A 26,291-nucleotide genomic window follows, 5' to 3' on the forward strand; every position below is an offset into this window, starting at 1 on the left:
GCCTCAACGGGCAGCGCGCGGTTCGTTCGGGCCGGGGGCCGGGGGTGGCCTCCGGACCCGGCGTCCTGCCTGGTGCGGTGCCGATTCGGAGGTGCCGTGGCTGACATGGCACCATGCCTGCATGTCCTCCGCACTGACCGATCTCTGCCGGTATCCGATCGTGCAGGCCCCCATGGCGGGCGGCGCGTCCTGCCCGCAGCTCGCCTCGGCCGTCTCCGAGGCCGGAGGTCTCGGGTTCCTCGCCGCCGGCTACAAGACGGTCGACGGCATGTACGAAGAGATCAAGCAGGTCCGGGGTCTCACGGGCCGGCCCTTCGGCGTCAATCTCTTCATGCCGCAGGCGCGCTACGCCGACCGCGCGGCCGTAGAGGTCTACCGTAACCAGCTCGCCGGTGAGGCCACCTGGTACGAGACCCCGCTCGGCGACCCCGAGACCGGGTGGGACGACGCGTACGAGGCCAAGCTCGCCATCCTGCTCGACGACCCGGTGCCGGTCGTCTCCTTCACCTTCGGGTGCCCGACCAGGACGACCTTCGACGCGTTCGCGGGGGTCGGTACGTACACCGTCGTCACCGTGACCACGCCCGAGGAGGCCCAGACCGCCCAGTGGTCCGGCGCCGACGCCGTCTGTGTGCAGGGCATCGAGGCCGGCGGCCACCAGGGGACCCACCGTGACGACCCCGCCACCGACGGCGCGGGCCTCGGGCTCCTCTCGCTGGTCGCGCAGGTCAGGGAGGCCGTCGAGCTGCCGGTCATCGCCGCGGGCGGCCTCATGCGCGGTGGTCAGATCGCCGCCGTACTCGCGGCGGGCGCCGACGCGGCGCAGCTCGGCACCGCCTTCCTGGTCTGCCCGGAGTCCGGGGCGAACGCCCTGCACAAGCAGGCCATGACCAACCCGCTCTTCGTACGGACCGAGCTGACCCGGGCGTTCTCCGGCCGCCCCGCGCGCGGGCTCGTCAACCGCTTCATGCGTGAACACGGCCCGTACGCCCCGCCTGCCTACCCGGAGGTCCACCACCTCACCTCCGGGCTGCGCAAGGCCGCCGCCAAGGTGGGCGACGCGCAGGGCATGGCGCTCTGGGCGGGTCAGGGCCACCGGATGGCGCGCGAACTGCCCGCCGGGAAGCTGGTCGAGGTCCTCGCGGGCGAACTCGACGCGACCCGCGCCTCGTTCATGCCCGGCCTGGGCAGCGCGCCGTGACCGCTCCCGTCTTCGTCGTGGACGGCTTCGGCCCCGGGCACGGCGACAGGTTCGTCCTGGACGGGCCCGAGGGGCGGCACGCCGTCTCGGTGAAGCGCCTGCGGCCCGGCGAGGACGTCGTGCTGACCGACGGCACCGGCCGGTGGGCCGACTGCGTGGTGCTGGCGGCCGAGGGCAAGGACCGGCTGGTCGTCGAACTCGGCTCGGTGACCGAGGAACCGCCGGAGACCCCGCACATCACCGTCGTCCAGGCCCTCCCCAAGGGTGACCGGGGCGAACTGGCCGTCGAGACCATGACGGAGACCGGCGTCGACGCCGTCGTCCCGTGGGCCGCGGCGCGCTGCGTCACGCAGTGGCGGGGCGAGCGGGGCGCGAAGGCGCTCGCCAAGTGGCGGGCCACCGCGCGCGAGGCGGGCAAGCAGTCGCGCCGGGTGCGCTTCCCCGAGGTCGCGGACGCCATGACCACCAAGCAGGTCGCCGCGCTGCTCGCCACGGCGGACTTCGCGGCCGTCCTCCACGAGGACCGGGCGGCGGACAGCGCCGCGCTGGCCACCGCCGAACTGCCAGGAACGGGCTCGATCGTGCTGGTGGTGGGTCCCGAAGGGGGCGTGTCGCCGGAGGAGTTGACGGCCTTCGCTGCGGTGGGAGCACGGCCGTACCGACTCGGTCCCAGCGTGCTGCGCACCTCCACCGCCGGTACGGCGGCCACGGCGCTGCTGATGGGCCGTACGGGCCGCTGGTCCTGACCGTACTCCGTCAGAAGTGCGGTACCCCCTGGGCGGATTGTCAGTGCTGCTCCGTAGGGTGGCGCCATGTCCCACGAGTCGCCTCTGATCCACAGTCTGCGGACCGCCGTGGCCGCGGCCCCCGACGACGTCCCCCTCCGGGTCCACCTGGCGGGGCTGCTGCTCGACGCGGGGCGGCCCGAGGAGGCCGTGTCCGAGGCGGCCGTCGCCCTCCAGCGGGCTCCCGGGGACGGCGACGCGCGGGCGCTGATGATGCGCGCGATGGGCGGCCCCACGGCGCCCCCGCAGCCGGTGGCACCCGTACCGGCGGTTGCACCCGTACCGGCCGCCGCACCGGTGACGCAGGCGGCACCGGCGTCACCACCGGCACCGTCACCATCTGTCCCGCCGCCCTTCGACTGGAAGTCGGCCGAGCAGGAGGTCGGGGACGCCGTTCCGCCCCGCTTCGTCGCGCCCGCGGACGCCGCCCCGGGGCCGACGCGCGAGGACCCGCTCTCCGTCGACGGCGGCGGGGACGCCGGTTCCGTCTCCGCCTGGGACGTGGACGCGCCCGGTGCGCTCCGGCTCGCCGACGTCGGCGGGATGCGGGAGGTCAAGGAGCGACTTGAGGCCGCTTTCCTCGCGCCCCTGCGCAACCCCGAACTGCGCAGGCTGTTCGGCAAGAGCCTGCGCGGCGGACTGCTGCTCTACGGGCCGCCCGGCTGCGGCAAGACGTTCATCGCACGGGCCGTCGCGGGCGAACTCGGCGCCAACTTCCTCTCCGTGTCCGTCAACGACGTGCTCGACATGTGGACCGGCAACTCCGAGCGCAACATGCACGAGATCTTCGAGACGGCCCGCCGCCAGGCGCCCTGCGTGGTCTTCCTCGACGAACTGGACGCCCTCGGCGCCAAGCGCAGCCGTACGCACCACAGCGGGATGCGGAACACCGTCAACCAGCTCCTCACCGAGCTCGACGGGGTCGAAAGCGCCGCCAACGAGGGCGTGTTCGTGCTCGCCGCCACCAACGTCCCCTGGGACGTGGACCTCGCGCTGCGCCGCCCGGGCCGGCTCGACCGCACCCTGCTGGTCCTGCCGCCCGACGCGCCCGCGCGTGAGGCGATCCTCCGGTACCACCTGCGCGACCGGCCCATCGAATCCGTCGACCTGGGCAAGCTGGTCAAGATCACCGAGGAGTTCTCCGGTGCCGACCTCGCCCACCTCTGCGAGTCCGCCTCGGAGACCGCGCTGCTCGACTCGGCCCGCACCGGCACCGTACGCATGATCAACATGGCGGATCTGCTGGCGGCGGCGAAGGCCGTACGGCCGTCCACGGAGCCCTGGTTCGCCACCGCGCGCAATGTCGCCATGTTCGCCAACGAGGGCGGCGCGTACGACGACCTCCTCGCCCATCTGAAGAGGAAGCGCAAGCTGTGACCGTGGTGGAGAACGCCCTGGTGGCGCGGGCGGCCGCGCTGATGGAGCTGGGCAGGAACGACGAGGCGAAAGAAGTCCTCGGCCGCCGCCTCGCCGAGGACCCGGACGACCGGGACGCACTCGTCACCCTGGCGCGCTGCCATCTCGACGCCCGTACGTTCCAGGGCACGGTGGACGCCACGGACCGGGTGCTGGCACTGGACCCCGACGACCACGGGGCGCTCGTCGTACGGACCTACGGGCTGCGCAGGCTGGGGCGCCCCGAGGAGGCGGAGATCGCGGCCCGCGCCGCGATCCGGGTCTCCCCGGAATCCTGGCGGGGCCACGCGGCGCTCTCCGAGGCGGTCGGCGCCTATCAGCCACGCTGGCCCGAGACGCTCGAAGCGGCGGCCCACGCCGTACGGCTGGCGCCCGAGGAGCCCTTCGCGCACTACACGATGTGGAAGGCCGCCCTCCTCAACGGCCGGGGCGACATCCGCCGGCAGGCGGTCCTCGCGACCCTGCGCATCGATCCGGACGACGCCTGGGCCCTGGAGGAGCACGCCGCCCTCCAGGCCGCCGACCCGTCGAAGAAGCTCCCCGAGGTGGCCGACGGGTACGCCACGGCGCTCGCCGCCGACCCCTCCTCCCGGAGCCTGCGCTCGGGGCTGGACCGTACGGTCTTCCGGATGCTGCGCGGCACCCGCTGGATCGCCCTGCTCTGCGTGGTGCTCGCGGGCGTCGCCGTGGACCTCTTCCCCGCGGACGGCGAGGCCAAGGACTTGCCCCTGCCGATCGGGACCCGGCTGTACGCGATCGCGCTCATGGGCGTGGCCTGGGGATTCGGCGCCTGGCGCCGCTACCGGAGACTGCGCACGGGGGTCCGGCTCAGCGTACGGTCCCTGGTACGGCGGGAGTTCTGGGCCCGGCTGGTGCTCGGCCAGGCGGTCTGGAGCACCCTCTGCGGCCTGCTCGTCGCGGCCGTCCCGTGGACGGACCGGGGGATACCGCAGGTGCTCTTCTGGGCGGGGCTGATACCGACGCTGCTGACCATCTGGTTCGAGCGCGCGGCGCTCCGCTCGTAGCCGCGCGGCGCTCCGCCCCGGACCGGTGCCGATAGCATGCGTCCGTACGGAACGGTCCATGAACTGTCCGTACGGAACTGTCCGTACGGAACCGTCCGTAGGGAACGGATCGCCGACCCATCACCGACCCATCACCGACTGACACCAGCTCTGCCGAGGAGGCCGGGACCATGGCCGGAGAACCGCAGGCCGACTGCCTGTTCTGCAAGATCGTCTCGGGGGACGTACCGGCGACCATCGTGCGCGAGAGCGAGACCACCGTCGCCTTCCGGGACATCAACCCGCAGGCGCCGACGCATGTCCTGGTCATTCCCCGCGCGCACTACCCGGACGCCGTCACCCTCGCCACCGCCGAGCCGGCCGTCGCCGCGGACATACTGCGCGAGGCGGCGGCCGTGGCCGCCGACGACAAGGTCGACGCCACCGGATACCGCGTCGTGTTCAACACCGGCTCGGGCGCCGGCCAGACCGTCTTCCACGCCCACGCCCATGTGCTGGGCGGGCGCGGCCTCAACTGGCCTCCCGGGTAGGCGCCTTGTCCGTACGCGAACTGGTCGTGCTGGGCACCGCCAGCCAGGTGCCCACCCGCCACCGCAACCACAACGGCTATCTGCTGCGCTGGGACGGCGAGGGCCTGCTCTTCGACCCGGGCGAGGGCACCCAGCGCCAGATGCTGCGCGCCGGGGTCGCCGCGCACGACATCAACCGGATCCTCGTCACGCACTTCCACGGCGACCACTCCCTCGGCCTCGCCGGGGTCGTCCAGCGCATCAACCTCGACCAGGTGCCGCACGAGATCACCGCGCACTACCCGGCGAGCGGCCGGCGCTTCTTCGAGCGGCTGCGGTACGCGACGGCCTACCGCGAGACCGTCGCGCTGACCGAGGCGCCCGTCACCGGAGACGGGGTCCTCGCGCGCACCCCCGCGTACACCCTGGACACGCGGAAGCTCTCGCACCCCGTCGAGGCGTACGGCTACCGCCTCACCGAGCCCGACGGCCGCCGGATGGACCCCGCGCGGCTCGCCGCCCACGGGATCGCGGGCCCCGACGTGGGCCGGCTCCAGCGCGAGGGCGTGCTGGACGGCGTCACGCTGGAGCAGGTCAGCGACGTCCGGCGCGGACAGCGGTTCGCCTTCGTCATGGACACCCGGCTCTGCGACGGGGTGTTCGCGCTCGCCGAGGGGTGCGACCTGCTGGTCATCGAGTCGACGTTCCTGGACGAGGACGAGCGGCTCGCCACCGACCACGGCCATCTCACCGCGGGCCAGGCGGGCCGGGTGGCGGCGGAGTCCGGCGTACGGCACCTCGTGCTGACGCACTTCTCGCAGCGCTACAGCGACCCCGACGAATTCGAACGGCAGGCGCGCGCGGCGGGGTTCGAGGGCGAACTGACGGTCGCCGCCGACCTCGTACGGGTACCGCTGCCCAAGCGCTGACGCGGGCGGGCCGCGGACGTGTCCGGCGGTGCCCCGCCGATCGGGCAGACTGTCCGGATCCGCACGCGATCGGGAGCCCGCCGTGATCACACCCAACGGAGACCCGCTGGAACACCTGGACCATCTGGACCGCCCGGGGCCCGCCGCCCCGGGGCACACCGCGCTGGAACACGCCGCCCACGTCGACCCGCTGGCGGCCCTGCGCTCCCCTGATGAACCCGAGTACGACGTCTATCTCACGGGCACGGTCTTCCTCGACATCATCTTCACCGGCCTGGACACCGCCCCTGTACGGGGCACCGAGTCCTGGGCCAGAGGCATGGGGTCCAGCCCCGGCGGCATCGCCAACATGGCCTCCGCGCTGGCCCGGCTCGGGCTGCGCACCTCGCTCTCCGCGGCCTTCGGCGACGACCACTACGGCGAGTACTGCTGGGACGCGCTGGAACAGGGCGAGGGCATCGATCTCTCCCGCTCCCGCACCGTCCCCGGCTGGCACTCCCCGGTGACCGTCTCCATGGCGTACGAGGGCGAGCGCACGATGGTCTCGCACGGCCACGAGGCCCCGCCGCCGGAGGGCGCGCTGCCCGAGTGCCCGCCCCGCGCGCGGGCCGCCGTCGCCGCGCTCACGCCCGGCCGGTGCGACGAGTGGATCGCCCACTCCGCCCACCACGGGACCCGGATCTTCGCCGACGTCGGCTGGGACGACACCGGCCGCTGGGACCTGGCCGGCCTCGCCGACCTGCGGCACTGCGAGGCGTTCCTGCCCAACGCCGAGGAGGCCATGCGCTACACCCGCACGGACTGCCCCCGGGCCGCCGCGCGGGCGCTCGCCGAGCAGGTGCCGGTGGCCGTCGTCACGCTGGGTTCGGAGGGCGCGTACGCCGTGGACGCGGCGACCGGCGAGACCGCCGAGGTCCCGGCGATCGCGGTGGCCGCCCTCGACCCGACGGGCGCGGGGGACGTCTTCGTCGCCGGGTTCGTCACCGGCACGCTGGCCGGCTGGCCGCTCGCCGACCGGCTGGCCTTCGCCGGGCTGACCGCCGCGCTCTCGGTCCAGGAGTTCGGCGGCTCGCTCTCCGCGCCCGGCTGGGCGGAGGTCGCGGCCTGGTGGAGTTACGTCCAGGGCTCCCCGGAGCAGGACCCGGCGGCGCTGCGGCGCTACGCCTTCCTGGCGGAGCTGCTGCCCGCGCCGTCCCGGCCGTGGCCGCTGCGCAGGGCCGTACCGACGATCGGCTTCGGCCGCTCGGGCTGATCCGGGGGCCGGTGCCCGGGGCCGGGGGAGCCAGGAGCCGGGGCCCCGGGGCGCGCGCCGGGGGTTCCGGCGCGTGGGGCGGCTCACGGCGGCTCACGGGAAGGCGCGGGGAAAAGCCCTAGGGCCATGTCAGTGCGGGGTCGTAGGCTGGTACTCCAGAGGTTGTCGAGCGGCGAGAACCCTGCAACGGGAGGTATGCGCAGGCCACACGGCCGGCCCATGACTCAGACACCTACAGTCCAGACCTCGGCGTCAGACCGGGGGCCCGCGACGGACGGGACCTCCGAGGAGGAGCAGGCGCGCGCCCGGTGGACCGTCCCCGCCAAGCACCCCATGGTGACGGTTCTGGGTTCCGGAGACTCCCTGCTGAGAGTGATCGAGAAGGCGTTCCCGGCCGCCGACATCCATGTCCGGGGAAACGAGATCAGCGCGAGCGGCAGCGCGGCGGACGTCGCGCTCGTCCAGCGACTGTTCGACGAGATGATGCTGGTGCTCCGCACCGGTCAGCCGATGACGGAGGACGCAGTGGAACGTTCGATCGCCATGCTCAGGGCGAGCGAGAACGGCGGCGCGGACGGTCCGGAGACGCCCGCCGAGGTGCTCACCCAGAACATTCTCTCCAGCCGGGGCCGCACGATCCGGCCCAAGACCCTCAACCAGAAGCGGTACGTCGACGCGATCGACCGGCACACGGTCGTCTTCGGCATCGGCCCGGCCGGTACCGGCAAGACGTACCTCGCCATGGCCAAGGCCGTCCAGGCGCTCCAGGCCAAGCAGGTCAACCGGATCATCCTGACCCGGCCGGCCGTCGAGGCGGGGGAGCGGCTCGGCTTCCTGCCCGGCACGCTCTACGAGAAGATCGACCCGTATCTGCGCCCGCTCTACGACGCGCTGCACGACATGCTCGACCCCGACTCGATCCCGAGGCTGATGGCGGCGGGCACCATCGAGGTCGCGCCCCTGGCGTACATGCGCGGTCGCACCCTCAACGACGCGTTCATCATCCTGGACGAGGCGCAGAACACCAGCCCCGAGCAGATGAAGATGTTCCTGACGCGTCTCGGCTTCGAGTCGAAGATCGTCATCACGGGCGATGTCACCCAGGTCGACCTGCCGAACGGGACGAAGAGCGGTCTGCGCCAGGTCCAGGACATCCTGGAGGGCGTGGAGGACGTCCACTTCTCCCGGCTCACCTCCCAGGATGTCGTACGGCACAAGCTGGTCGGCCGTATCGTCGACGCGTACGAGCAGTACGACAGCAACAACGGGAAGTAGACCAGAGCGCACCATGTCGATCGACGTCAACAACGAGTCAGGCACCGAGGTCGACGAGCAGGCGATTCTCGACGTCGCCCGCTACGCGCTCACCCGGATGCGCATCCACCCGCTCTCCGAGCTGTCGGTGATCGTGGTGGACGACGCCGCGATGGAGCAGCTCCACATCCAGTGGATGGACCTGCCGGGACCGACCGATGTCATGTCCTTCCCGATGGACGAGCTGCGTCCGCCGGTCAAGGACGACGAGGAGCCCCCGCAGGGGCTCCTCGGTGACATCGTGCTCTGCCCGGAGGTCGCCAAGCGGCAGGGCGAGGAAGCACCCACCCAGCACTCCATGGACGAGGAGCTCCAGCTCCTGACGGTCCACGGGGTGCTGCACCTCCTCGGGTACGACCACGAGCTGCCGGAGGAGAAGACCGAGATGTTCGGTCTCCAGGCGGCCATCGTCGACGGCTGGCGCGCCGAGCGGGGTCTCACCGGCCCGTCGCCCGCGCCCACGGTCTCATGACCGCGCAACTGATCGCCGGCGCCGTCGCGCTGGTCGTCGTCGCCTGGCTCGCGGCGTCCGCCGAGGCGGGCATCGCACGCGTCTCCAGCTTCCGGGCCGCCGAGGCCGTACGGTCGGGGCGGCGCGGCGCGGCCAAGCTGGCCCAGGTCGCCGCCGACCCGACGCGCTACCTCAACGTGGCGCTGCTGGTGCGGGTCGCCTGCGAGATGGCCGCCGGGGTGCTGGTCACGTACGTCTGCCTGGAGGGGTTCCGGGAGACCTGGGCGGCGCTGCTCGTCGCCATAGGCGTGATGGTCCTCGTCTCCTATGTGGCGGTGGGCGTCTCGCCGCGCACCATCGGCCGCCAGCACCCGCTGAACACGGCGACCGCCTCGGCATACGTCCTGCTGCCGCTGGCAAGGATCATGGGCCCGGTCCCGCAGCTCCTGATCCTCTTGGGCAACGCGCTCACCCCCGGCAAGGGCTTCCGCAAGGGCCCGTTCGCCAGCGAGGCCGAGCTGCGCGCCATGGTCGATCTCGCGGAGGCGGAGTCGCTCATCGAGGACGAGGAGCGCCGGATGGTGCACTCGGTCTTCGAACTGGGGGACACCCTCGTCCGCGAGGTGATGGTCCCGCGCACGGACCTGGTCTGCATCGAGCGGTACAAGACGATCCGTCAGGCGCTCACCCTGGCGCTGCGCTCGGGCTTCTCCCGCATCCCGGTGACGGGGGAGAACGAGGACGACATCGTCGGCATCGTCTATCTCAAGGACCTGGTCAGGAAGACCCACATCAACCGGGATTCCGAGGCCGACCTGGTCTCCACGGCGATGCGCCCCGCGGCGTTCGTGCCCGACACGAAGAACGCCGGGGATCTGCTGCGCGAGATGCAGCAGGAGCGCAGCCATGTCGCGGTCGTGATCGACGAGTACGGCGGCACGGCCGGGATCGTCACGATCGAGGACATCCTGGAGGAGATCGTCGGCGAGATCACCGACGAGTACGACCGCGAACTGCCCCCGGTCGAGGAGCTGGGCGACGGCTCCTACCGGGTCACGGCCCGGCTCGACATCGGGGACCTCGGGGACCTGTTCGGCCTCGACGAGTACGACGACGAGGACGTGGAAACGGTCGGCGGCCTGCTCGCGAAGGCGCTGGGCCGGGTCCCGATCGCGGGCGCCACCGCCCGGGTCGAACTCCCCGACGGCCGCACCCTGCGGCTGACGGCCGAGTCCCCGGCCGGCCGCCGCAACAAGATCGTCACGGTCCTCGTGGAGCCGGTCCGTGCGGAGGCCCCGGCCCCATGACCCCGCGGGCGCTGACGGCCGGGGCGGTGCGTTCGTACTGCCTCGGCCTGAACGGGACGTCGGAGGACACCCCGTTCCCGCGCAACGCGGAGCTGACGGTCTTCCGGGTCGGCGGCAAGATCTTCGCCTTCTGCGCGCTGGAGGAGACCCCGCTGAAGATCTCCCTCAAATGCGACCCGGAGGAGGCCCTGCGCCTGCGGGAGGCCTACGGGGCGATCGTCCCCGGCTGGCACCTCGACAAGCGCCACTGGAACACGGTGACGGTGGCGGAACTGCCGGCCCGGATGGTCCGCGAGCTGATCGAGGACTCGTACGACCTGGTGGTGTCCGGCCTCCCGAAGGCGGAGCGCCTCCGCCTGGACCGCCCGTAACGGCCCGGCTGTCCGGACCCGCCGTGCCGGGACACAAACGGCGGTCCCGGCACCCCCACCTGTGTCCCGGCACCGCCACCTGTGCGCGGAGCCCCCTGGCCCGGTTGCCTATGCTCGGGGACATGACACGGACCACCAACAGCGCTGACGCCGCCGGCCTCGACCCCGAGGACCGCAAGATCATTACCCTGGCCCGCTCCGCGCGCGCCCGGAACGGGGTGCCCGAGGGGGCGGCCGTGCGGGACGAGACCGGGCGGACGTATGTCGCCGGGAGCGTGGAGCTGGACTCCCTCAAGCTGAGCGCCCTCCGTACCGCCGTGGCGATGGCCGTGGCCAGCGGTGCCACCTCGCTGGAGGCGGCCGCCGTCGTCACCGACGCCCCGACCGCGTCCGACGAGGACCGGGCGGCCGTACGGGATCTCGGTGGCCCGGCGACCCCGGTCCTGGTGGCGGGAGCGGACGGCGCGCTTCGGGTGACGGTCACGGCCGGTTGACGGCTCCGCGCGGCAAGCCGGCGGTGTGTTCGCGGGCTCGGCTGGTCGGCGGAGGGTGAAGGATCGGGGAGAATGGGCGCCATGAGCGCTCGTACCTCCTCTCCCGAGACTTCTCCCGAGTCGGCCGAAGCACCGCACCGGGCCGGCTTCGCCTGCTTCGTCGGTCGCCCCAACGCGGGCAAGTCGACCCTCACGAACGCTCTGGTCGGCCAGAAGGTGGCCATCACCTCGAACCGGCCGCAGACCACCCGGCACACGGTGCGCGGCATCGTGCACCGCCCCGAGGCGCAGCTCATCCTGGTGGACACCCCCGGGCTCCACAAGCCGCGCACCCTGCTCGGCGAGCGTCTCAACGACGTCGTGCGGACGACCTGGGCCGAGGTCGACGTGATCGGCTTCTGCCTGCCCGCCAACGAGAAGCTGGGCCCCGGAGACCGGTTCATCGCCAAGGAACTGGCCGGGATCAAGAAGACGCCGAAGGTCGCCGTCGTCACCAAGACCGATCTCGTCGACTCCAAGACGCTCGCCGAGCAGCTCATCGCGATCGACCGGCTCGGCGCGGAACTCGGCCTGGAGTGGGCGGAGATCGTCCCGGTCTCGGCGGTCGGCGACAAGCAGGTCGGCCTTCTCGCCGACCTCCTGGTCCCGCTGCTCCCGGAGAGCCCGCCGCTCTACCCGGAGGGCGACCTCACCGACGAGCCCGAGCAGGTCATGGTGGCCGAGCTGATCCGCGAGGCCGCGCTGGAGGGCGTACGGGACGAGCTGCCGCACTCGATCGCGGTGGTCGTCGAGGAGATGCTGCCCCGCGAGGACCGCCCGGCGGACAAGCCGCTGCTCGACATCCACGCGAACGTGTACATCGAGCGCCCGAGCCAGAAGGGGATCATCATCGGCCCCAAGGGCAAGCGGCTCAAGGAGGTCGGGACGAAGTCCCGCAAGCACATCGAGGCGCTGCTCGGCACGCCGGTCTTCCTCGACCTGCACGTGAAGGTCGCCAAGGACTGGCAGCGGGACCCCAAGCAGCTGCGCAAGCTCGGCTTCTGAGGGGGCTGAAGTAGCTTCGCGCGCCCGGCTTCTGAGCAGCCGGGCCGGGGAGCGGTCGCCCGGTGGTTCAGGCGCCTTCCTTCAGGACCCGGGAGATCAGTTCGCGCTGGGCGTCCGTCAGGTGCGGGTCCGCGCAGTGGACCGTGCGGCCGTCGACCGTGATCGTGTAGGCGAAGCCGTCCGGGACGCCGGGGTGCGGGGCGGGGCCGCCGCCCGCGAGGGCCCGGTGGGCCAGGGCCTGCCAGTGGGTCGCGTCGGGCAGGGGCGCGGTGTCGATCTCGGCCGTTCGCTCGATCCCGGCGAAGCCGCCCGTACGCCGTACTTTGATACGCATGGGTCCTGTCTAGTACCTGACGGGCGGCAGCGGTAGCCGCCGCCCGCGTACCGGTGACGGCGGGATCAGCTCGTGGGGACCCCGACCTCGGACCACGCCTTGACCACGGCCTCGTGCTCCGCCGCCGCCCCGTAGCGGGCCTTCGCCGCCGTGACCGTCAGCCGGGCGAAGTCCGCGAAGTCCGCGTCGATGTCCAGTTCGCCGCCGGTGAGCACGTCGAACCAGATCTGGCCCGCCCGCTCCCAGGCCTTGCCGCCGAGTTGGGTGGCCAGCAGGTAGAAGGCGTGGTTCGGGATGCCGGAGTTGATGTGCACCCCGCCGTTGTCCCGGCTGGTCCGTACGTAGTCGTCCATGACGGCCGGCTGCGGGTCCTTGCCGAGGACGTCGTCGTCGTACGCCGTGCCCGGGGCCTTCATGGAGCGCAGCGCGACGCCCTGGACGCGCGGTGCGAGCAGGCCCTCGCCGATGAGCCAGTCCGCCTGGTCCGTGGTCTGGTCCAGGGTGTACTGCTTGACCAGCGTGCCGAAGACGTCCGAGACGGACTCGTTCAGCGCGCCCGACTGGCCGTAGTAGGCGAGGTTGGCCGTGTACTGGGTGAGGCCGTGCGTCAGCTCGTGGCCGATCACGTCCACCGGGAGGGTGAAGTCGAGGAAGATCTCCCCGTCGCCGTCCCCGAAGACCATCTGCTCGCCGTCCCAGAACGCGTTCCCGTAGTCGCGGTCGTAGTGCACGCTGGCGACGAGCGGCAGCCCCGCGCCGTCCAGCGAGTCGCGGCCGTACGCCGAGAGCAGCAGCTCGAACGTGGAGCCGAGCCCGCCGTACGCGCGGTTGACGGTGGCGTCCTGGCCCGGTTCCGTGCCCTCCTCGCGGACCTCCGTGCCCGGCAGCGCCGTGCCGTTCCGGCAGTCGTAGATGGTGCGGTCGGGGGCGCCCGTCGCGGCGCCCTCCGGCGCGGCGGCCGGGCGCGCGGCCACGGCGGTCAGACGGCGCCGGGTGCGCTGCGCGGAGTCCGCCTCCAGGGTGCGGCGGGCGGGGCCGGAGACCGCTGGGTCGTCGGCCTGCGCGAGCTTGTCGAGTACGTGCGGCGGCACGATGGTGCAGAAGACCGGTGTGATGGCGTCCATGACAGCAATGTGGCAGCCCGTCACACCCCTGTCACCCATTGCGACAATCTTTGCTGAAATAGAGTGATCCGGGTCGGTGTGGTCGTCATATGATTCCGCATGCTGATACGAGGCGGCGCCCGCAGGTGCCGTCTGTTACGTTGCTGCACATCATGCGTTTCGGGCTGCTTCTCCTTAGCTGCCGCGGCGAGGGCCTGTAGTCGTAGGCCGACCCCCTCCCCGCGGAGTTTCGGCGTTGCGGTGATCACGCCCCCGTCGGCCGTCCCAGTGGACACACGAGGAGCCCTACGCAATGTCTGCACCTTCTGTCGGTCGCCCCACGCCCATCACCAACGCGACCCACACCCAGCGCCCGTCCGGGATGCCGATCCACAAGTACGGCCGCTACGAGGCCGTGGACATCCCCGACCGCACCTGGCCGGACAACCGGATCACCGCCGCCCCCCGCTGGCTCTCCACCGATCTGCGCGACGGCAACCAGGCGCTGATCGACCCCATGTCGCCGGCGCGCAAGCGCGAGATGTTCGACCTGCTGGTCCGCATGGGCTACAAGGAGATCGAGGTCGGCTTCCCGGCCTCCGGTGAGACCGACTTCGCGTTCGTACGGTCGATCATCGAAGAGGGCGCGATCCCCGAGGACGTGACGATCTCCGTCCTGACCCAGGCGCGCGAAGAGCTGATCGAGCGCACCGTCGAGGCGCTGCGCGGCGCGCACCGCGCCACCGTCCACCTCTACAACGCCACCGCCCCCACCTTCCGCCGGGTCGTCTTCCGCGGTACGAAGGAGCAGGTCAAGCAGATCGCCGTGGACGGCACCCGGCTGGTGATGGAGTACGCGGAGAAGATCCTCGGCCCCGAGACCACCTTCGGCTACCAGTACAGCCCGGAGATCTTCACCGACACCGAGCTGGACTTCGCCCTGGAGGTCTGCGAGGCGGTCATGGACGTCTGGCAGCCCGAGGCCGGCCGCGAGATCATCCTCAACCTGCCCGCCACCGTCGAGCGCTCGACCCCTTCCACCCACGCGGACCGCTTCGAGTGGATGTCCCGCAACCTCTCCCGCCGCGAGCACGTCTGCCTGTCCGTGCACCCGCACAACGACCGCGGCACGGCCGTCGCCGCCGCCGAACTGGCGCTGATGGCCGGCGCCGACCGGATCGAGGGGTGCCTGTTCGGCCAGGGCGAGCGCACCGGCAACGTGGACCTGGTGACGCTGGGCATGAACCTCTTCTCCCAGGGTGTCGACCCGCAGATCGACTTCTCGCGGATCGACGAGGTCCGCCGTACCAGCGAGTACTGCAACCAGATGGAGATCCACCCGCGCCACCCCTACGTGGGCGACCTGGTCTACACCTCCTTCTCCGGCTCCCACCAGGACGCCATCAAGAAGGGCTTCGACGCCCGCGAGGCCGACGCCGCGGCGCGCGGCAGGTCCGTCGACGAGATCGAGTGGGCCGTGCCGTACCTGCCGATCGACCCGAAGGACGTGGGCCGCTCCTACGAGGCGGTCATCCGCGTCAACTCGCAGTCCGGCAAGGGCGGTGTCGCGTACGTCCTGAAGAACGACCACAAGCTGGACCTGCCGCGCCGGATGCAGATCGAGTTCTCCCGCATCATTCAGGCCAAGACCGACGCCGAGGGCGGCGAGGTCACCCCCGCCCAGATCTGGTCGGTCTTCCGGGACGAGTACCTGCCCAACGCGGAGAACGCCTGGGGCCGGATCCAGCTCCGCTCGGGGCAGACCACGACCGACACGGACGGCAAGGACACCCTGACCGTCCAGGCGGTCGTGGACGGTACGGAAACGGTCCTGACCGGCACCGGCAACGGTCCGATCTCGGCCTTCTTCGAGGCCCTGGCGGCGGTCGGGGTGGACGCCCGGCTGCTGGACTACCAGGAGCACACCATGAGCGAGGGCGCGAGCGCGCAGGCCGCCTCGTACATCGAGTGCGCGATCGACGGAAAGGTGCTGTGGGGCATCGGCATCGACGCCAACACCACCCGCGCGTCACTCAAGGCGGTCATCTCCGCGGTGAACCGCGCGACCCGCTGACCCACCGGGACACCCGCGCGACGCCGCCCGGCCTCCCGCGCTGACCTGAGCCTTTCCCGGACCCCGCCCCCGTACGCAAGGGGCGGGGTTCGGCCATGTCATGGCGATCTCACGCCACGGTACTGACGCCGTCGCGGAGATGTGGCTAACATCACGTCAGCGCGGCGGCTCCGTGTCCTGATTTCCTGAAAGGGCGCGGAGGCGAAGCGGAGTGCGGCGCAACGAAGCGCCGCCGAGGCGTTACGGAGGTGCGCGACGTGCTGCCAGCTCAAGGACCACGCGGCCGAAAACCGCGCCTCTGCGGCATTCGCACGTCGTGGACCACGGTCGGTGACGGCGAGTTCTTCTGCCCCGACTGCGGCGGCGACCGCAACTACCGCCGTCGTACCGGCCGTCGCCGCTTCACCGTGCTCGGCATCCCGCTGCTCTCACGCGGCAGCGCCGGACCCGTGGTCGAGTGCGCCGCCTGCCACGCCCACTTCGGCACGGACGCGCTGGACCACCCCACCACCCTCCGCTTCTCCGCGATGCTGCGCGACGCCGTCCACACGGTCGCGCTCGCGGTCCTCGCGGCCGGCGGCACCTCCTCCCGTACGGTCCTGGAGACCGCCGTTCTCACGGTGCGCGCGGCCGGGTTCGAGGAGTGCACCGAGGACCGGCTGACGGACCTGGTCGAGGCGCTGGCCGCCGACACCGGCCGCTTCGTCGTCGACGCGGGCCCCTTCGGCGCCGCGCTCGCCATCGAGCTGCACGAGGCGCTGGAACCGCTCGCGCCCCATCTCGCCCCGGCGGGACGGGAGTCGATCCTGCTCCAGGGCGCCAGAATCGCCTTGGCGGACGGGGTCTACAGCCCGGCCGAGCGCGAGGTGCTGAGCATCGTCGGCGGCGCGCTCCAGCTCCGCGCGGACGACACGGCCCGCCTGCTGCTGGCCGCGTCGGGAACGCCTTCCTGAGGGTTTCCGAGAGGGCCTGAGGGGTGCGGCGCGGCGCATACGGTCCGTAGCCGCCTGACCGCACGCACACGAGGGGAACACGCGTCCGCGCATGCGGGAGAATGGCGCCATGAGTCTGTTCCGGGACGACGGCGTCGTGCTGCGCACCCAGAAGCTCGGTGAGGCCGACCGCATCATCACGCTTCTGACCCGCGGCCACGGCCGGGTCCGCGCCGTCGCCCGGGGGGTACGGCGGACCAAGTCCAAGTTCGGGGCGCGGCTGGAGCCGTTCTCCCACGTCGACGTGCAGTTCTTCGCCCGCGGCAGCGAGCTGATCGGGCGCGGCCTGCCACTGTGCACACAGAGCGAGACCATCGCCCCGTACGGTGGCGGGATCGTCTCCGACTACGCCCGCTACACCGCCGGCACCGCGATGCTGGAGACCGCCGAGCGGTTCACCGACCACGAGGGCGAGCCGGCCGTCCAGCAGTACCTGCTGCTCGTCGGCGGGCTGCGCACCCTCGCCCGCGGGGAGCACGCGCCCCATCTGATCCTCGACGCCTTCCTGCTGCGCTCCCTCGCCGTCAACGGCTACGCGCCGAGCTTCGACGACTGCGCGCGGTGCGGACTGCACGGCCCCAACCGGTTCTTCTCCGTCGCCTCGGGCGGGATCGTCTGCGGCGACTGCCGGGCGCCCGGCAGCGTCGTACCCTCTGCTGAGGCCGTCGGACTGCTCAGCGCGCTGCTGACCGGGGACTGGGCGACGGCCGACGCGTGCGAGGCGCGCCATGTCAGGGAGGGCAGCGGGCTGGTGTCCGCCTATCTGCACTGGCATCTGGAGCGCGGCCTGCGCTCCCTCAGATACGTAGAGAAGAACTAGTCCGGTCAGAGCAGAACCACGAGGAGACGAGAAGCGCATGGCACGACGCGGAATCCTGGGACGCTCCCGCCGCGAGTACAAGACGCCGGAGCCGCACCCGTCGGGCGCGGTGCCGCCGAAGATCCCCGGCGAGCTGGTGCCGAAGCACGTGGCCTGCGTCATGGACGGGAACGGCCGCTGGGCCAAGGAGCGCGGGCTGCCGCGCACCGAGGGCCACAAGGTGGGCGAGGGCGTCGTTCTGGATGTGCTCAAGGGCTGTCTGGAGATGGGCGTCAAGAACCTCTCCCTGTTCGCCTTCTCGACCGAGAACTGGAAGCGCACGCCCGACGAGGTGCGCTTCCTGATGAACTTCAACCGTGATGTCATCCGGCGCCGCCGTGACGAGATGGACGAGCTGGGGATCCGGATCCGCTGGGTCGGCCGGATGCCCAAGATGTGGAAGTCGGTCGTCCAGGAGCTCCAGGTCGCCCAGGAGCAGACCAAGGACAACGACGCCATGACGCTCTACTTCTGCGTCAACTACGGCGGTCGCGCGGAGATCGCCGACGCGGCGCGGGCGCTCGCGGCCGATGTCGCGGCCGGCAAGCTCGACCCGGCCAAGGTCAACGAGAAGACCCTCGCCAAGTACCTCTACTACCCGGACATGCCGGACGTGGATCTCTTCCTGCGGCCGAGCGGTGAGCAGCGTACGTCCAACTACCTGATCTGGCAGAGCAGTTACGCGGAGATGGTCTTCCAGGACGTGCTGTGGCCGGACTTCGACCGGCGGGATCTGTGGCGGGCCTGCCTGGAGTACGCGTCCAGGGACCGCCGCTTCGGCGGGGCGCTGCCCAACGAGTCGGCCGACGTGGACATTCCGGAACAGGCCGAACAGGCATAGCGAGCCGAAAAGAGGGTGGTGGGGCCGCGGCGCGACGGCCGGGGCCCCACCACCCTCCACTCCGGTTCAGTTCTTGGTGGCCGCCGCCGCGCACTCCGCGCAGGTGCCGAAGATCTCCACCGTGTGCGCCACGCTCACATAGCCGTGCTGTGCGGCGACCGTCTCCGCCCACTGCTCGACGGCGGGTCCCTCGACCTCGACGGCCTTGCCGCAGATCCGGCAGACGAGATGGTGATGGTGGTCGCCGGTCGAGCAGCGCCGGTAGACCGATTCGCCGTCGTTCGTGCGCAGGACGTCGACCTCGCCGGCGTCGGCGAGCGACTGGAGCGTGCGGTAGACCGTGGTCAGACCGACCGAGTCGCCCCGGTGTTTGAGCATGTCGTGGAGATCCTGAGCGCTGCGGAACTCGTCCACCTCGTCGAGCGCCGCCGCCACCGCGGCGCGCTGGCGGGTCGATCGGCCGCGCACGGGGGCCGCGCTCGGTCCGCCGCTGGGCGCAGTCGTCACAGGTGCCTCCTTGCCTCTGCCCGTGTCCCTCGGGCGTTGCCCGCTTGTTCTACGGGCCCATTCTGCCAGTCCGGGACCGGCTCGCGGTCATGCCGGGGCGTCCTCCGTGGGTCGCCGGGCACCGGGAACGTTCGGGGCGCCCGCCGGGTCGGGACCGGTTCCGGCCGCCTGTACGAGGTCCGCTTCCGCGTTCCGCAGCGCGCGGGCCCGGCGCCGGGCCAGCGGCGTCGCGAGCGCGGTCAGCAGCACGAAGACGCCGATCGCGATCAGCACGATCGTCGCGCCGGGCGGTACGTCCTGGTAGTACGAGGTGACCGTGCCGGCCACCGTCACCGCCGTACCGATCACGACGGCCAGCACGAAGGTGACCACGAACGAGCGCGTGACCTGCTGCGCCGCCGCCACCGGCACCACCATCAGCGCGCTGACCAGCAGCAGCCCCACCACCCGCATGGCGACCGTGACCGTCACGGCGGCCGTCACCGCGATCAGCAGGTTCAGGGCGCGCACGGGCAGCCCGGTGACCCGGGCGAACTCCTCGTCCTGGCTGACGGCGAAGAGCTGCCGCCGCAGCCCCACCGTGACCAGCACCACAAAACCGGCGAGCAGCGAGATCGCGGTGACGTCGGACGGCGAGACCGTCGAGAGCGAACCGAAGAGGTACGAACTGAGGTTGGCGTTGGAGCCGTTCGGCGCGAGGTTGATCAGCAGCACCCCGCCCGCCATGCCGCCGTAGAAGAGCATCGCCAGCGCGATGTCGCCGCGGGTGCGGCCGTACGCCCTGATCAGCTCCATCGTGACGGCGCCGGCGACCGCGACAAGGGTGGCCATCCAGATGGGGCTGGTGGAGAGCAGGAAGCCCAGACCGACGCCGGTCATCGCCACATGGCCGATTCCGTCGCCCATCAGGGCCTGGCGGCGCTGGACGAGATAGATGCCGACGGCGGGCGCGGTGACGCCGACCAGGACGGCGGCGATCAGCGCCCGCTGCATGAGGGCGGTCTCAAGGATTTCCATGGTCAGGTCAGCAGTCCTGTACGGAGCGGCTCGCCGGCCGCGTGGGGGTGACAGCTCGGATCGGTCGGAAGGCCTGGGCCGGAGCCGGGCGGGGCGTGCCCGTCGGCCGGCCCGGTCGGCGGCCCGTCGTGCACCACGCGGCCGTCGCGCAGCACCACCGCGCGGTCGATCAGCGGCTCCAGGGGGCCCAGTTCATGGAGGACGAGCAGGACGGTCGTGCCGGCCGCCACCTGCTCGCGCAGGGTCGCCGCCAGGACCTGCTGGCTGGCCAGGTCGACGCCGGCCATCGGCTCGTCCATGATCAGCAGCTCGGGTTCGGAGGCGAGCGCCCGGGCGATCAGTACGCGCTGGTGCTGGCCGCCCGACAGGGCGCCCACGGAGTCCCTGGCGCGGTCCCCGAGGTCCACCAGGTCGATGGCCCGCTGAACGGCCGCCCGATCGGCCTTGGTGGGCCATCCCAGCCGCGCCCGGCTGGTACGGGAGAGCCGGCCGGAGGAGACCACCTCGCGGACGGTCGCGGGCACGCCGCTCGCGGCGGTGGTGCGCTGCGGTACGTAGCCCACGCGCCGCCAGTCGCGGAAGCGGCGCAGCGGGGTCGAGAAGAGCGAGATCTCGCCGTCGCTCAGCGGGACCTGGCCTATCACGGAGCGTACGGCGGTGGACTTGCCCGAGCCGTTGGCGCCGAGCAGGGCGACGACCTCGCCGCGGCGCACGGTGAGGTCGACGCCGCGCAGCACGGGGCGCGAGCCGAGCGTGGCGGTGGCGCCGCGGACGGTGAGGACGGGCGGCGCGGCCGGCTGCCCGCCGCCGGTGCCGGGGTGCGCGGCGGCGGGTTCCGCCGCCGCGGCGTGGTCGCTCTCCACCGTCGCCATGTCAGGCGCCTCCGTCGCTGCTGTCGCCGCGGTCGCGGCCGTTTCCGCCGTTGCCGGGCGAATCGTTTCTTTTGTGCCGGGTCACGTCAGGTCCTTCGCGCCGAGCGCGGTGCGCAGCGCGTCGAGGTTGGACCGCATGACCTGGATGTAGTCGCGGCCCCTGGTCTTGTCCGTGATCCCCTCCAGGGAGTCGAGGACGTCCGTCTTCAGCCCGGAGTCCCCGGCCAGCGTCTTCGCGGTCTTGTCGCTGGCCAGCGTCTCGAAGAATACGGTGGTGACCTTCTCCCGCTTCGCGATGGTCTCCAGTTCCTTCACCCGGGCGGGGCTCGGCTCCGACTCGGGGTCGATCCCGGCGATGGCCTCCTGCTCCAGGCCGTAGCGCTCGGCGAGGTAGCCGAAGGCGGCGTGGGTGGTGATGAAGGTCTTGGTGGCCGTGTCGGCGAGGCCCGTCTTGAACGACGTGTTCAAGCCGTTCAATTTGGTGACCAGCTTGTCGGTGTTCTCCTTGTACGCGGCGGCGTGGGCCGGGTCGGCCTTCTCGAAGGAGGCGCCGACGCCCCGGGCGACCTCGGTGAACCGCACCGGGTCGAGCCAGATGTGCGGGTCCTTGCCGTCCGTGCCCGCCTCCTCGTGCTCCGCCTCGTCCGTGGCGCCCTCACCGGAGTGCTCGTCGTGCTCGTCGTCGCCGTGGTCGTGCGCCCCGGCCGCCGTGCCGTGGTTCTCCAGGGTGGTGAGGGCCGTCGCGTCGACCACCGTCTTCACCCCGGACTGGTCGATGGCCTTGTCCACGGCGGGCTGGACGCCCTTGAGGTAGAGGATGACGTCGGACTCGCCGAGCTGGGCGGCCTGCCGGGGCTTCAGCTCCAGGTCGTGCGGCTCGACGCCGGGCTTGGTGAGGGTGGTGACGGAGACGTGGTCGCCGCCGATCATCAGGGCCAGGTACTCCATGGGATAGAACGACGCGGTCACCGCGAGCTTGCCGTCCTTCTTCTCCGCCGCGCCGGAGGGGGAGCAGGCGGACAGTGCGGTCATGCCGAGCGTGACGGCTCCGGCGAGAATGGCGGTGGGTATGAGGCGTCGTCGTACGTTCATGACAGTCATTTTCAACAAAACTGGAAACGATTGTCAACAAGAGGCGGTCGGCGGCCCGGAATGCTCGTCGCCGCGCACCGATTTGATCGAAGGGGTGCGCGCGCCGCTAATCTGAAGCATTCGCCGTTCGTCGTCGTCGTAATGAAGAGAGACCCGTGGCCGCCGACAAGATCGACAGCATCGTCAACCTGAGCAAGCGCCGTGGCTTCGTCTACCCGTGCAGTGAGATCTACGGTGGTCAGCGGGCCGCCTGGGACTACGGGCCGCTCGGAGTCGAGCTGAAGGAAAACCTCAAGCGCCAGTGGTGGCGCTACATGGTCACCTCGCGCGAGGACGTTGTCGGACTCGACTCCTCGGTGATCCTCGCCACGGAGGTCTGGGAGGCGTCCGGCCACGTCGCGACCTTCACCGATCCGCTCACCGAGTGCACCTCCTGCCACAAGCGCTTCCGCGCCGACCACCTGGAGGAGGCGTACGAGGCGAAGCACGGCAAGGCCCCCGCGAGCCTCTCCGAGCTGAACTGCCCCAACTGCGGCAACAAGGGCACCTTCACCGAGCCCAAGCAGTTCTCCGGTCTGCTCTCCACCCACCTCGGCCCGACGCAGGACTCCGGCTCGGTCGCCTACCTGCGCCCCGAGACCGCGCAGGGCATCTTCACCAACTTCGCGCAGGTGCAGCAGACCTCGCGCAAGAAGCCGCCGTTCGGCATCGCGCAGATGGGCAAGTCCTTCCGGAACGAGATCACTCCGGGCAACTTCATCTTCCGCACGCGCGAGTTCGAGCAGATGGAGATGGAGTTCTTCGTCAAGCCGGGCGAGGACGAGCAGTGGCAGGAATACTGGATGGAGCAGCGCTGGAACTGGTACCGCGACCTGGGTCTCCGTGAGGAGAACATGCGCTGGTACGACCACCCGGCCGAGAAGCTCTCGCACTACTCCAAGCGCACCGCCGACATCGAGTACCGCTTCCAGTTCGGCGGCAGCGAGTGGGGCGAGCTGGAGGGTGTCGCCAACCGCACGGACTACGACCTCTCCGCGCACTCCAAGGCGTCGGGCCACGACCTGTCGTACTTCGACCAGGAGGCCGGCGAGCGCTGGACCCCGTACGTCATCGAGCCCGCCGCCGGTGTCGGCCGCGCGATGCTGGCCTTCCTCCTCGACGCGTACAACGAGGACGAGGCGCCCAACGCGAAGGGCGTGCTGGAGAAGCGCACCGTGATGCGTCTCGACCCGCGCCTCGCGCCGGTCAAGGTCGCGGTGCTGCCGCTCTCCCGCAACCCGCAGCTCTCGCCGAAGGCCAAGGGCCTCGCGACGGACCTGCGGCGCAACTGGAACATCGAGTTCGACGACGCGGGTGCCATCGGCCGCCGCTACCGCCGCCAGGACGAGATCGGCACGCCGTTCTGCGTGACCGTCGACTTCGACACCCTGGACGACAACGCGGTGACGGTGCGCGAGCGCGACACGATGAAGCAGGAGCGCGTCTCGCTGGACCGGATCCAGAGCTACCTGGGCGAGCACCTGCTCGGCTGCTGACCCCGGAGGTACGGACAGGCCCCCGGTTCCGCGACGGAACCGGGGGCCTGCTCGCGCGCCGCCGCCAACTCGGCACGGTGAGCGGAGCTGTTGGCGCCGACCGTGCGGCACACTGGGCGCTCCCCGACAAGAGAGGAACGGATCATGCCGTCCTCCACCACCAGCAAGGTCAGCCGATGGGACCAGCACGGACGGGAACACGTCGTCCGTGTCCAGAAGGCGGGTGTGCAGCGGTCGTTGACGTGTGACACCTGCGGCTGGCGGAAGGGGGCGCAGTTCCTTCCCTGGCTCAAGGCCGAGGAACACCTCACCGAGGCCCACCAGGCCACCGTGGACCCGGCGAACCCGGCGAACCCGGCGACGGGTTGACGTCGGGCGGGCGGGCGGGCGGCGCCGGGGGCCGGAGGGGGGCGGGACGGGAGGGCTCCGTCCTCCTCCCCGGTCAGGGCTTGAGGCCGCGCAGCAGCAGATCGGCGACGGCGGTGAACTCGGCGTCGATCGTGGGCTTCTGCCACTGCGGGGCGTAGCACGGGTCGTGGAAGCGCGCCGTCGCGACGAAGAGCGCCCCGGCCGCGCCCGCCGGGTCGGGCGCCGCGAACTCGCCCGCCCGTACGCCCTCTTCGACGATCCGGGTGAGCTGTCCGGTGAGCTTCGTCAGATGCGAGTCGACCGCGCCGCTGTGCTCCCCGGCGAGCACGGTGTACGTGGCGAACAACTCGGGGTCGTCCCCCGCCTTGTGGCGCTTGGCCTCGAACAGGGTCCACAGCCAGCCGCGCAGCTTCTCCGGACCCGCCCCGTCCGCCCCGTCGACGATTGCCTGGAGCGCCGCCTCCGTACGGCTCAGCCAGCGTGCCGTGACCGCCTCGCGCAGCGCCGCCTTCGTCCGGAAGTGCCGGTACACGCTGCCGTGGCTGACCCCGAGCAGTCGCGCCACGTCCACCACCGTCGCCTTGGCCGGACCGTAACGGCGCAGCACCTCCTCGGTGGCTTCCAGGATGCGCTCGGCGGTCAGGGTCTCGGGGGTCATGGGTGTCTGCCCGGCCTTTCATGACTCGTGCGGCTCGTGCGGCTCGCGCGGCGTGACGTGACAGCGGCACGCGCCCGCGTGACAGATGACATTACCTGTCAGGTCCGACAACCCGACGGGTGAGCCGTCCGCGCTGCCCGCCGGCTCCGCGCGCGGTCCTGCCGCGCCCCGGTCACCGCTCGCTGTCCAGGGACGACATCTGCGTGGCCGGATAGCGGTCGCCCGCCGCGACACCCGCCGGGAAGGCCTGGTCGAGGGCCTTGAGATCGGCGGCGTCGAGCGTGACGTCCAGGGAGCCCAGCGCCTCGGCCAGCCGGTCGAGGCGGCGGGCGCCGATGAGCGGAACGATGTCCTCGCCCTGGGCGAGGACCCAGGCGATGGCGATCTGGGCGATCGTGGCGCCCTTCCGCTCGGCGATCTCGCGCAGGGAGTCGACCAGCGCCAGGTTGTGATCGAGGTTCCCGCCCTGGAAGCGCGGGCTCATCGCCCGGAAGTCCCCCGGGCCCAGCTGCTGGTCACGGGTGAAGTGGCCGCTGATCAGCCCGCGCGAGAGCACCCCGTACGCCGTGACGCCGATGCCCAGCTCACGGACGGTGGACAGGATGCCGGCCTCGATGGAGCGCGAGATCAGGGAGTACTCGATCTGGAGGTCGGCGATCGGCGCGACGGACGCGGCTCTCCTGATGGTGTCGCTGCCCGCCTCGGAGAGGCCGATGTGCCGCACATGGCCGGCCTGGACCAGCTCGGCGATGGCGCCGACCGTCTCCTCGATCGGGACATCGGGGTCGACGCGGGCGATCCGGTAGATGTCGATGTGGTCGGTGCCGAGGCGCTGGAGGGAGTACGCGGCGAAGTTCTTGACGGCGGCCGGGCGTCCGTCGTGTCCGAGCCAGCCGTTGTCCGGGTCGCGCAGGGCGCCGAACTTGACGCTGGTGAGCGCCCGTTCGCGGGCTCCGGCGGGCGCGGTCCGCAGGGCCTCCGCGATCAGCAGCTCGTTGTGCCCCATCGCGTAGAAGTCGCCCGTGTCGAGGAGGGTGACGCCCGCGTCGAGCGCGGCGTGCAGGGTGGCGATGGCCTCGGCGCGGTCCGCCTCGCCGTACAGCCCGGACATGCCCATGCAGCCGAGGCCGAGGGCGGAGACCTGGGGGCCCGTGACGCCGAGGGGACGGGTGGGGAGGGCGTGGGTGGTCATGGCGGTCTTCCTCCGTGGGGTGAGTCCGGGACCGGTGGCCGGGGCCCGGAAGCCTGACACCTCCGACGATGACATGACGGGTGACAGATTTCAATATCTGTCACCCCTGCATTTGTCCGGGCCCCTGTCCGGGTCCTGCCCGGGTCCTGTCTGGAGCCTGCCGCCGGAAAATGCGTTACGTCCCGGTCGCGCCCGGTGGTAGCGTCACGGGCATGTTCTTCCAGATCTACGAGTGAGAGCGCGGCGGTCCCCGCACCGCCCCCCACCGACGAATCCGCAGATCACTTCTCATCACTTCGGGAGAACCCCGTGGCAAAGAGCCGCAACAACCTTCTCGGCGTGGGCGGACAGCGCACGAAGCTGAGCCGCACGGACCCGCAGTCCACCGGCACCGCCCGCGACGCCAACCGCAAGGCCGCCGCCGACCAGAAGCAGGAGCTGCTGCGCAAGATGCGTGAGCGCGCGGCCGGCCAGGGAAAGACCGGCCAGGGCGCCCGGCAGGACGACGCGACCGCGGCGCACGCCGAGGGCTCGGCGCAGGACTGACACCGGCCGGCCCGGATGAACACGTACGAATCCGCATGATTCCGTACGAACTCCGCACGAACAGCGCGGGTGTGGCCCCGCGGAAGCGCCTGGTCCGGGGCGCCCCCGGCTGGAGCCGGGGGCGCCGCAGGCCGGCCGGCGGCGCACGCGGGGGGGGCGCCGCGGCCGCCGCCGCCCCCGCGGGGCCCGCCGCGGCGGCGCC

Annotated in this window: 28 protein-coding genes; 20 read left to right on the plus strand and 8 right to left on the minus strand. The window is 71.6% G+C overall.

All coding sequences use genetic code 11. The features are described 5' to 3' along the window. Positions 1-121: 121 nt before the first annotated feature. The 13 genes from ACFTZC_RS12820 (at position 122) to era (ending at position 12,098) form a co-directional block, all read left to right on the plus strand. Positions 122-1,201 carry a nitronate monooxygenase gene (locus ACFTZC_RS12820; RefSeq protein WP_382888834.1) on the plus strand — a complete coding sequence of 360 codons (1,080 nt, stop codon included), beginning with the start codon at positions 122-124 and terminating at the stop codon, positions 1,199-1,201. After that, positions 1,198-1,947, plus strand: coding sequence for a 16S rRNA (uracil(1498)-N(3))-methyltransferase (locus ACFTZC_RS12825; RefSeq protein ID WP_382888835.1), 750 nt, complete (start codon positions 1,198-1,200; stop codon positions 1,945-1,947). The genes ACFTZC_RS12820 and ACFTZC_RS12825 overlap by 4 nt, the downstream gene beginning before the upstream one ends. Positions 1,948-2,013: 66 nt before the next feature. Then, a complete protein-coding gene (locus ACFTZC_RS12830; RefSeq protein ID WP_382888836.1) occupies positions 2,014-3,363 on the plus strand; it encodes a tetratricopeptide repeat protein in 1,350 nt (449 codons plus the stop codon). Then, positions 3,360-4,427 carry a tetratricopeptide repeat protein gene (locus ACFTZC_RS12835; protein ID WP_382888837.1) on the plus strand — a complete coding sequence of 356 codons (1,068 nt, stop codon included), beginning with the start codon at positions 3,360-3,362 and terminating at the stop codon, positions 4,425-4,427. The genes ACFTZC_RS12830 and ACFTZC_RS12835 overlap by 4 nt, the downstream gene beginning before the upstream one ends. Before the next feature lie 170 nt (positions 4,428-4,597). Then, a complete protein-coding gene (locus ACFTZC_RS12840) occupies positions 4,598-4,957 on the plus strand; it encodes a histidine triad nucleotide-binding protein (RefSeq protein WP_382888839.1) in 360 nt (119 codons plus the stop codon). A 5-nt stretch (positions 4,958-4,962) separates the two neighbouring features. Beyond that, positions 4,963-5,865, plus strand: a complete 903-nt coding sequence (locus ACFTZC_RS12845; RefSeq protein WP_382888840.1) for a ribonuclease Z — start codon at positions 4,963-4,965, stop codon at positions 5,863-5,865. A gap of 124 nt (positions 5,866-5,989) precedes the next feature. Further along, on the plus strand, positions 5,990-7,117 hold the full coding sequence (locus ACFTZC_RS12850; RefSeq protein ID WP_382889157.1) for a carbohydrate kinase family protein: 1,128 nt from the start codon (positions 5,990-5,992) through the stop codon (positions 7,115-7,117). Positions 7,118-7,336: 219 nt separating this feature from the next. Next, positions 7,337-8,392 (plus strand): PhoH family protein, encoded by a 1,056-nt coding sequence (locus ACFTZC_RS12855; RefSeq protein ID WP_382888841.1) that lies wholly within the window; start codon positions 7,337-7,339, stop codon positions 8,390-8,392. 13 nt (positions 8,393-8,405) lie between these two features. Further along, complete coding sequence (gene ybeY, locus ACFTZC_RS12860) at positions 8,406-8,903, plus strand: rRNA maturation RNase YbeY (RefSeq protein ID WP_365816977.1); 498 nt, start codon at positions 8,406-8,408, stop codon at positions 8,901-8,903. Further along, a complete protein-coding gene (locus ACFTZC_RS12865; RefSeq protein ID WP_382888842.1) occupies positions 8,900-10,189 on the plus strand; it encodes a hemolysin family protein in 1,290 nt (429 codons plus the stop codon). The genes ybeY and ACFTZC_RS12865 overlap by 4 nt, the downstream gene beginning before the upstream one ends. 11 nt (positions 10,190-10,200) lie before the next feature. After that, positions 10,201-10,560 carry an MmcQ/YjbR family DNA-binding protein gene (locus tag ACFTZC_RS12870; protein WP_382889159.1) on the plus strand — a complete coding sequence of 120 codons (360 nt, stop codon included), beginning with the start codon at positions 10,201-10,203 and terminating at the stop codon, positions 10,558-10,560. 122 nt (positions 10,561-10,682) lie between these two features. Next, positions 10,683-11,054, plus strand: coding sequence for a cytidine deaminase (locus tag ACFTZC_RS12875; protein ID WP_382888843.1), 372 nt, complete (start codon positions 10,683-10,685; stop codon positions 11,052-11,054). A gap of 72 nt (positions 11,055-11,126) precedes the next feature. Next, a complete protein-coding gene (gene era, locus ACFTZC_RS12880) occupies positions 11,127-12,098 on the plus strand; it encodes a GTPase Era (protein ID WP_382888844.1) in 972 nt (323 codons plus the stop codon). Between the two features lie 67 nt (positions 12,099-12,165). On the opposite strand, the gene ACFTZC_RS12885 is transcribed toward era, so the two are convergent. Beyond that, positions 12,166-12,432, minus strand: coding sequence for a protealysin inhibitor emfourin (locus tag ACFTZC_RS12885; protein ID WP_382888845.1), 267 nt, complete (start codon positions 12,430-12,432; stop codon positions 12,166-12,168). A 65-nt stretch (positions 12,433-12,497) separates the two neighbouring features. Then, positions 12,498-13,556: a M4 family metallopeptidase gene (locus tag ACFTZC_RS12890; protein WP_382888846.1), complete on the minus strand. Its 1,059-nt coding sequence runs from the start codon at positions 13,554-13,556 to the stop codon at positions 12,498-12,500. A 292-nt stretch (positions 13,557-13,848) separates the two neighbouring features. Here ACFTZC_RS12890 and leuA point away from each other — a divergent pair, with 292 nt between their 5' ends. The 4 genes from leuA to ACFTZC_RS12910 all read left to right on the plus strand — a co-directional run bounded on the left by leuA (position 13,849) and on the right by ACFTZC_RS12910 (position 18,301). Then, on the plus strand, positions 13,849-15,609 hold the full coding sequence (leuA, locus tag ACFTZC_RS12895; protein WP_382888847.1) for a 2-isopropylmalate synthase: 1,761 nt from the start codon (positions 13,849-13,851) through the stop codon (positions 15,607-15,609). A gap of 257 nt (positions 15,610-15,866) precedes the next feature. Then, on the plus strand, positions 15,867-16,562 hold the full coding sequence (locus ACFTZC_RS12900; protein WP_382888848.1) for a TerB family tellurite resistance protein: 696 nt from the start codon (positions 15,867-15,869) through the stop codon (positions 16,560-16,562). A 109-nt stretch (positions 16,563-16,671) separates the two neighbouring features. Beyond that, positions 16,672-17,421 carry a DNA repair protein RecO gene (gene recO, locus ACFTZC_RS12905; RefSeq protein WP_382888849.1) on the plus strand — a complete coding sequence of 250 codons (750 nt, stop codon included), beginning with the start codon at positions 16,672-16,674 and terminating at the stop codon, positions 17,419-17,421. A 37-nt stretch (positions 17,422-17,458) separates the two neighbouring features. Beyond that, positions 17,459-18,301, plus strand: a complete 843-nt coding sequence (locus ACFTZC_RS12910) for an isoprenyl transferase (RefSeq protein ID WP_382888850.1) — start codon at positions 17,459-17,461, stop codon at positions 18,299-18,301. Between the two features lie 66 nt (positions 18,302-18,367). Here the strand turns inward: ACFTZC_RS12910 and ACFTZC_RS12915 are convergent, their stop codons facing one another. The 4 genes from ACFTZC_RS12915 to ACFTZC_RS12930 form a co-directional block, all read right to left on the minus strand. Then, on the minus strand, positions 18,368-18,808 hold the full coding sequence (locus ACFTZC_RS12915; RefSeq protein WP_365816955.1) for a transcriptional repressor: 441 nt from the start codon (positions 18,806-18,808) through the stop codon (positions 18,368-18,370). Positions 18,809-18,895: 87 nt separating this feature from the next. Further along, positions 18,896-19,825, minus strand: coding sequence for a metal ABC transporter permease (locus ACFTZC_RS12920; protein WP_382888851.1), 930 nt, complete (start codon positions 19,823-19,825; stop codon positions 18,896-18,898). 2 nt (positions 19,826-19,827) lie between these two features. Continuing rightward, positions 19,828-20,697, minus strand: a complete 870-nt coding sequence (locus tag ACFTZC_RS12925; protein WP_382888852.1) for a metal ABC transporter ATP-binding protein — start codon at positions 20,695-20,697, stop codon at positions 19,828-19,830. A gap of 81 nt (positions 20,698-20,778) precedes the next feature. Further along, a complete protein-coding gene (locus tag ACFTZC_RS12930; protein ID WP_382888854.1) occupies positions 20,779-21,789 on the minus strand; it encodes a metal ABC transporter substrate-binding protein in 1,011 nt (336 codons plus the stop codon). 155 nt (positions 21,790-21,944) lie between these two features. Between ACFTZC_RS12930 and ACFTZC_RS12935 the strand changes: the two genes are divergently transcribed. Further along, positions 21,945-23,324: a glycine--tRNA ligase gene (locus ACFTZC_RS12935; RefSeq protein WP_382888856.1), complete on the plus strand. Its 1,380-nt coding sequence runs from the start codon at positions 21,945-21,947 to the stop codon at positions 23,322-23,324. Between the two features lie 144 nt (positions 23,325-23,468). Continuing rightward, positions 23,469-23,693, plus strand: a complete 225-nt coding sequence (locus ACFTZC_RS12940; protein WP_365816945.1) for a hypothetical protein — start codon at positions 23,469-23,471, stop codon at positions 23,691-23,693. Between the two features lie 73 nt (positions 23,694-23,766). Here ACFTZC_RS12940 and ACFTZC_RS12945 read toward each other — a convergent pair whose 3' ends face one another. Together ACFTZC_RS12945 and ACFTZC_RS12950 are read right to left on the minus strand one after the other, a co-directional pair. Further along, positions 23,767-24,351: a TetR family transcriptional regulator gene (locus ACFTZC_RS12945; RefSeq protein WP_382888858.1), complete on the minus strand. Its 585-nt coding sequence runs from the start codon at positions 24,349-24,351 to the stop codon at positions 23,767-23,769. A 172-nt stretch (positions 24,352-24,523) separates the two neighbouring features. Further along, positions 24,524-25,543 (minus strand): aldo/keto reductase, encoded by a 1,020-nt coding sequence (locus tag ACFTZC_RS12950; RefSeq protein WP_382888860.1) that lies wholly within the window; start codon positions 25,541-25,543, stop codon positions 24,524-24,526. A gap of 309 nt (positions 25,544-25,852) precedes the next feature. Between ACFTZC_RS12950 and ACFTZC_RS12955 the strand changes: the two genes are divergently transcribed. Next, positions 25,853-26,089, plus strand: coding sequence for a DUF6243 family protein (locus ACFTZC_RS12955; protein ID WP_382888862.1), 237 nt, complete (start codon positions 25,853-25,855; stop codon positions 26,087-26,089). Positions 26,090-26,291: the final 202 nt, after the last annotated feature.

The organism is Streptomyces sp. NPDC056987, assembly GCF_042673865.1.
Lineage (GTDB): Bacteria > Actinomycetota > Actinomycetes > Streptomycetales > Streptomycetaceae > Streptomyces.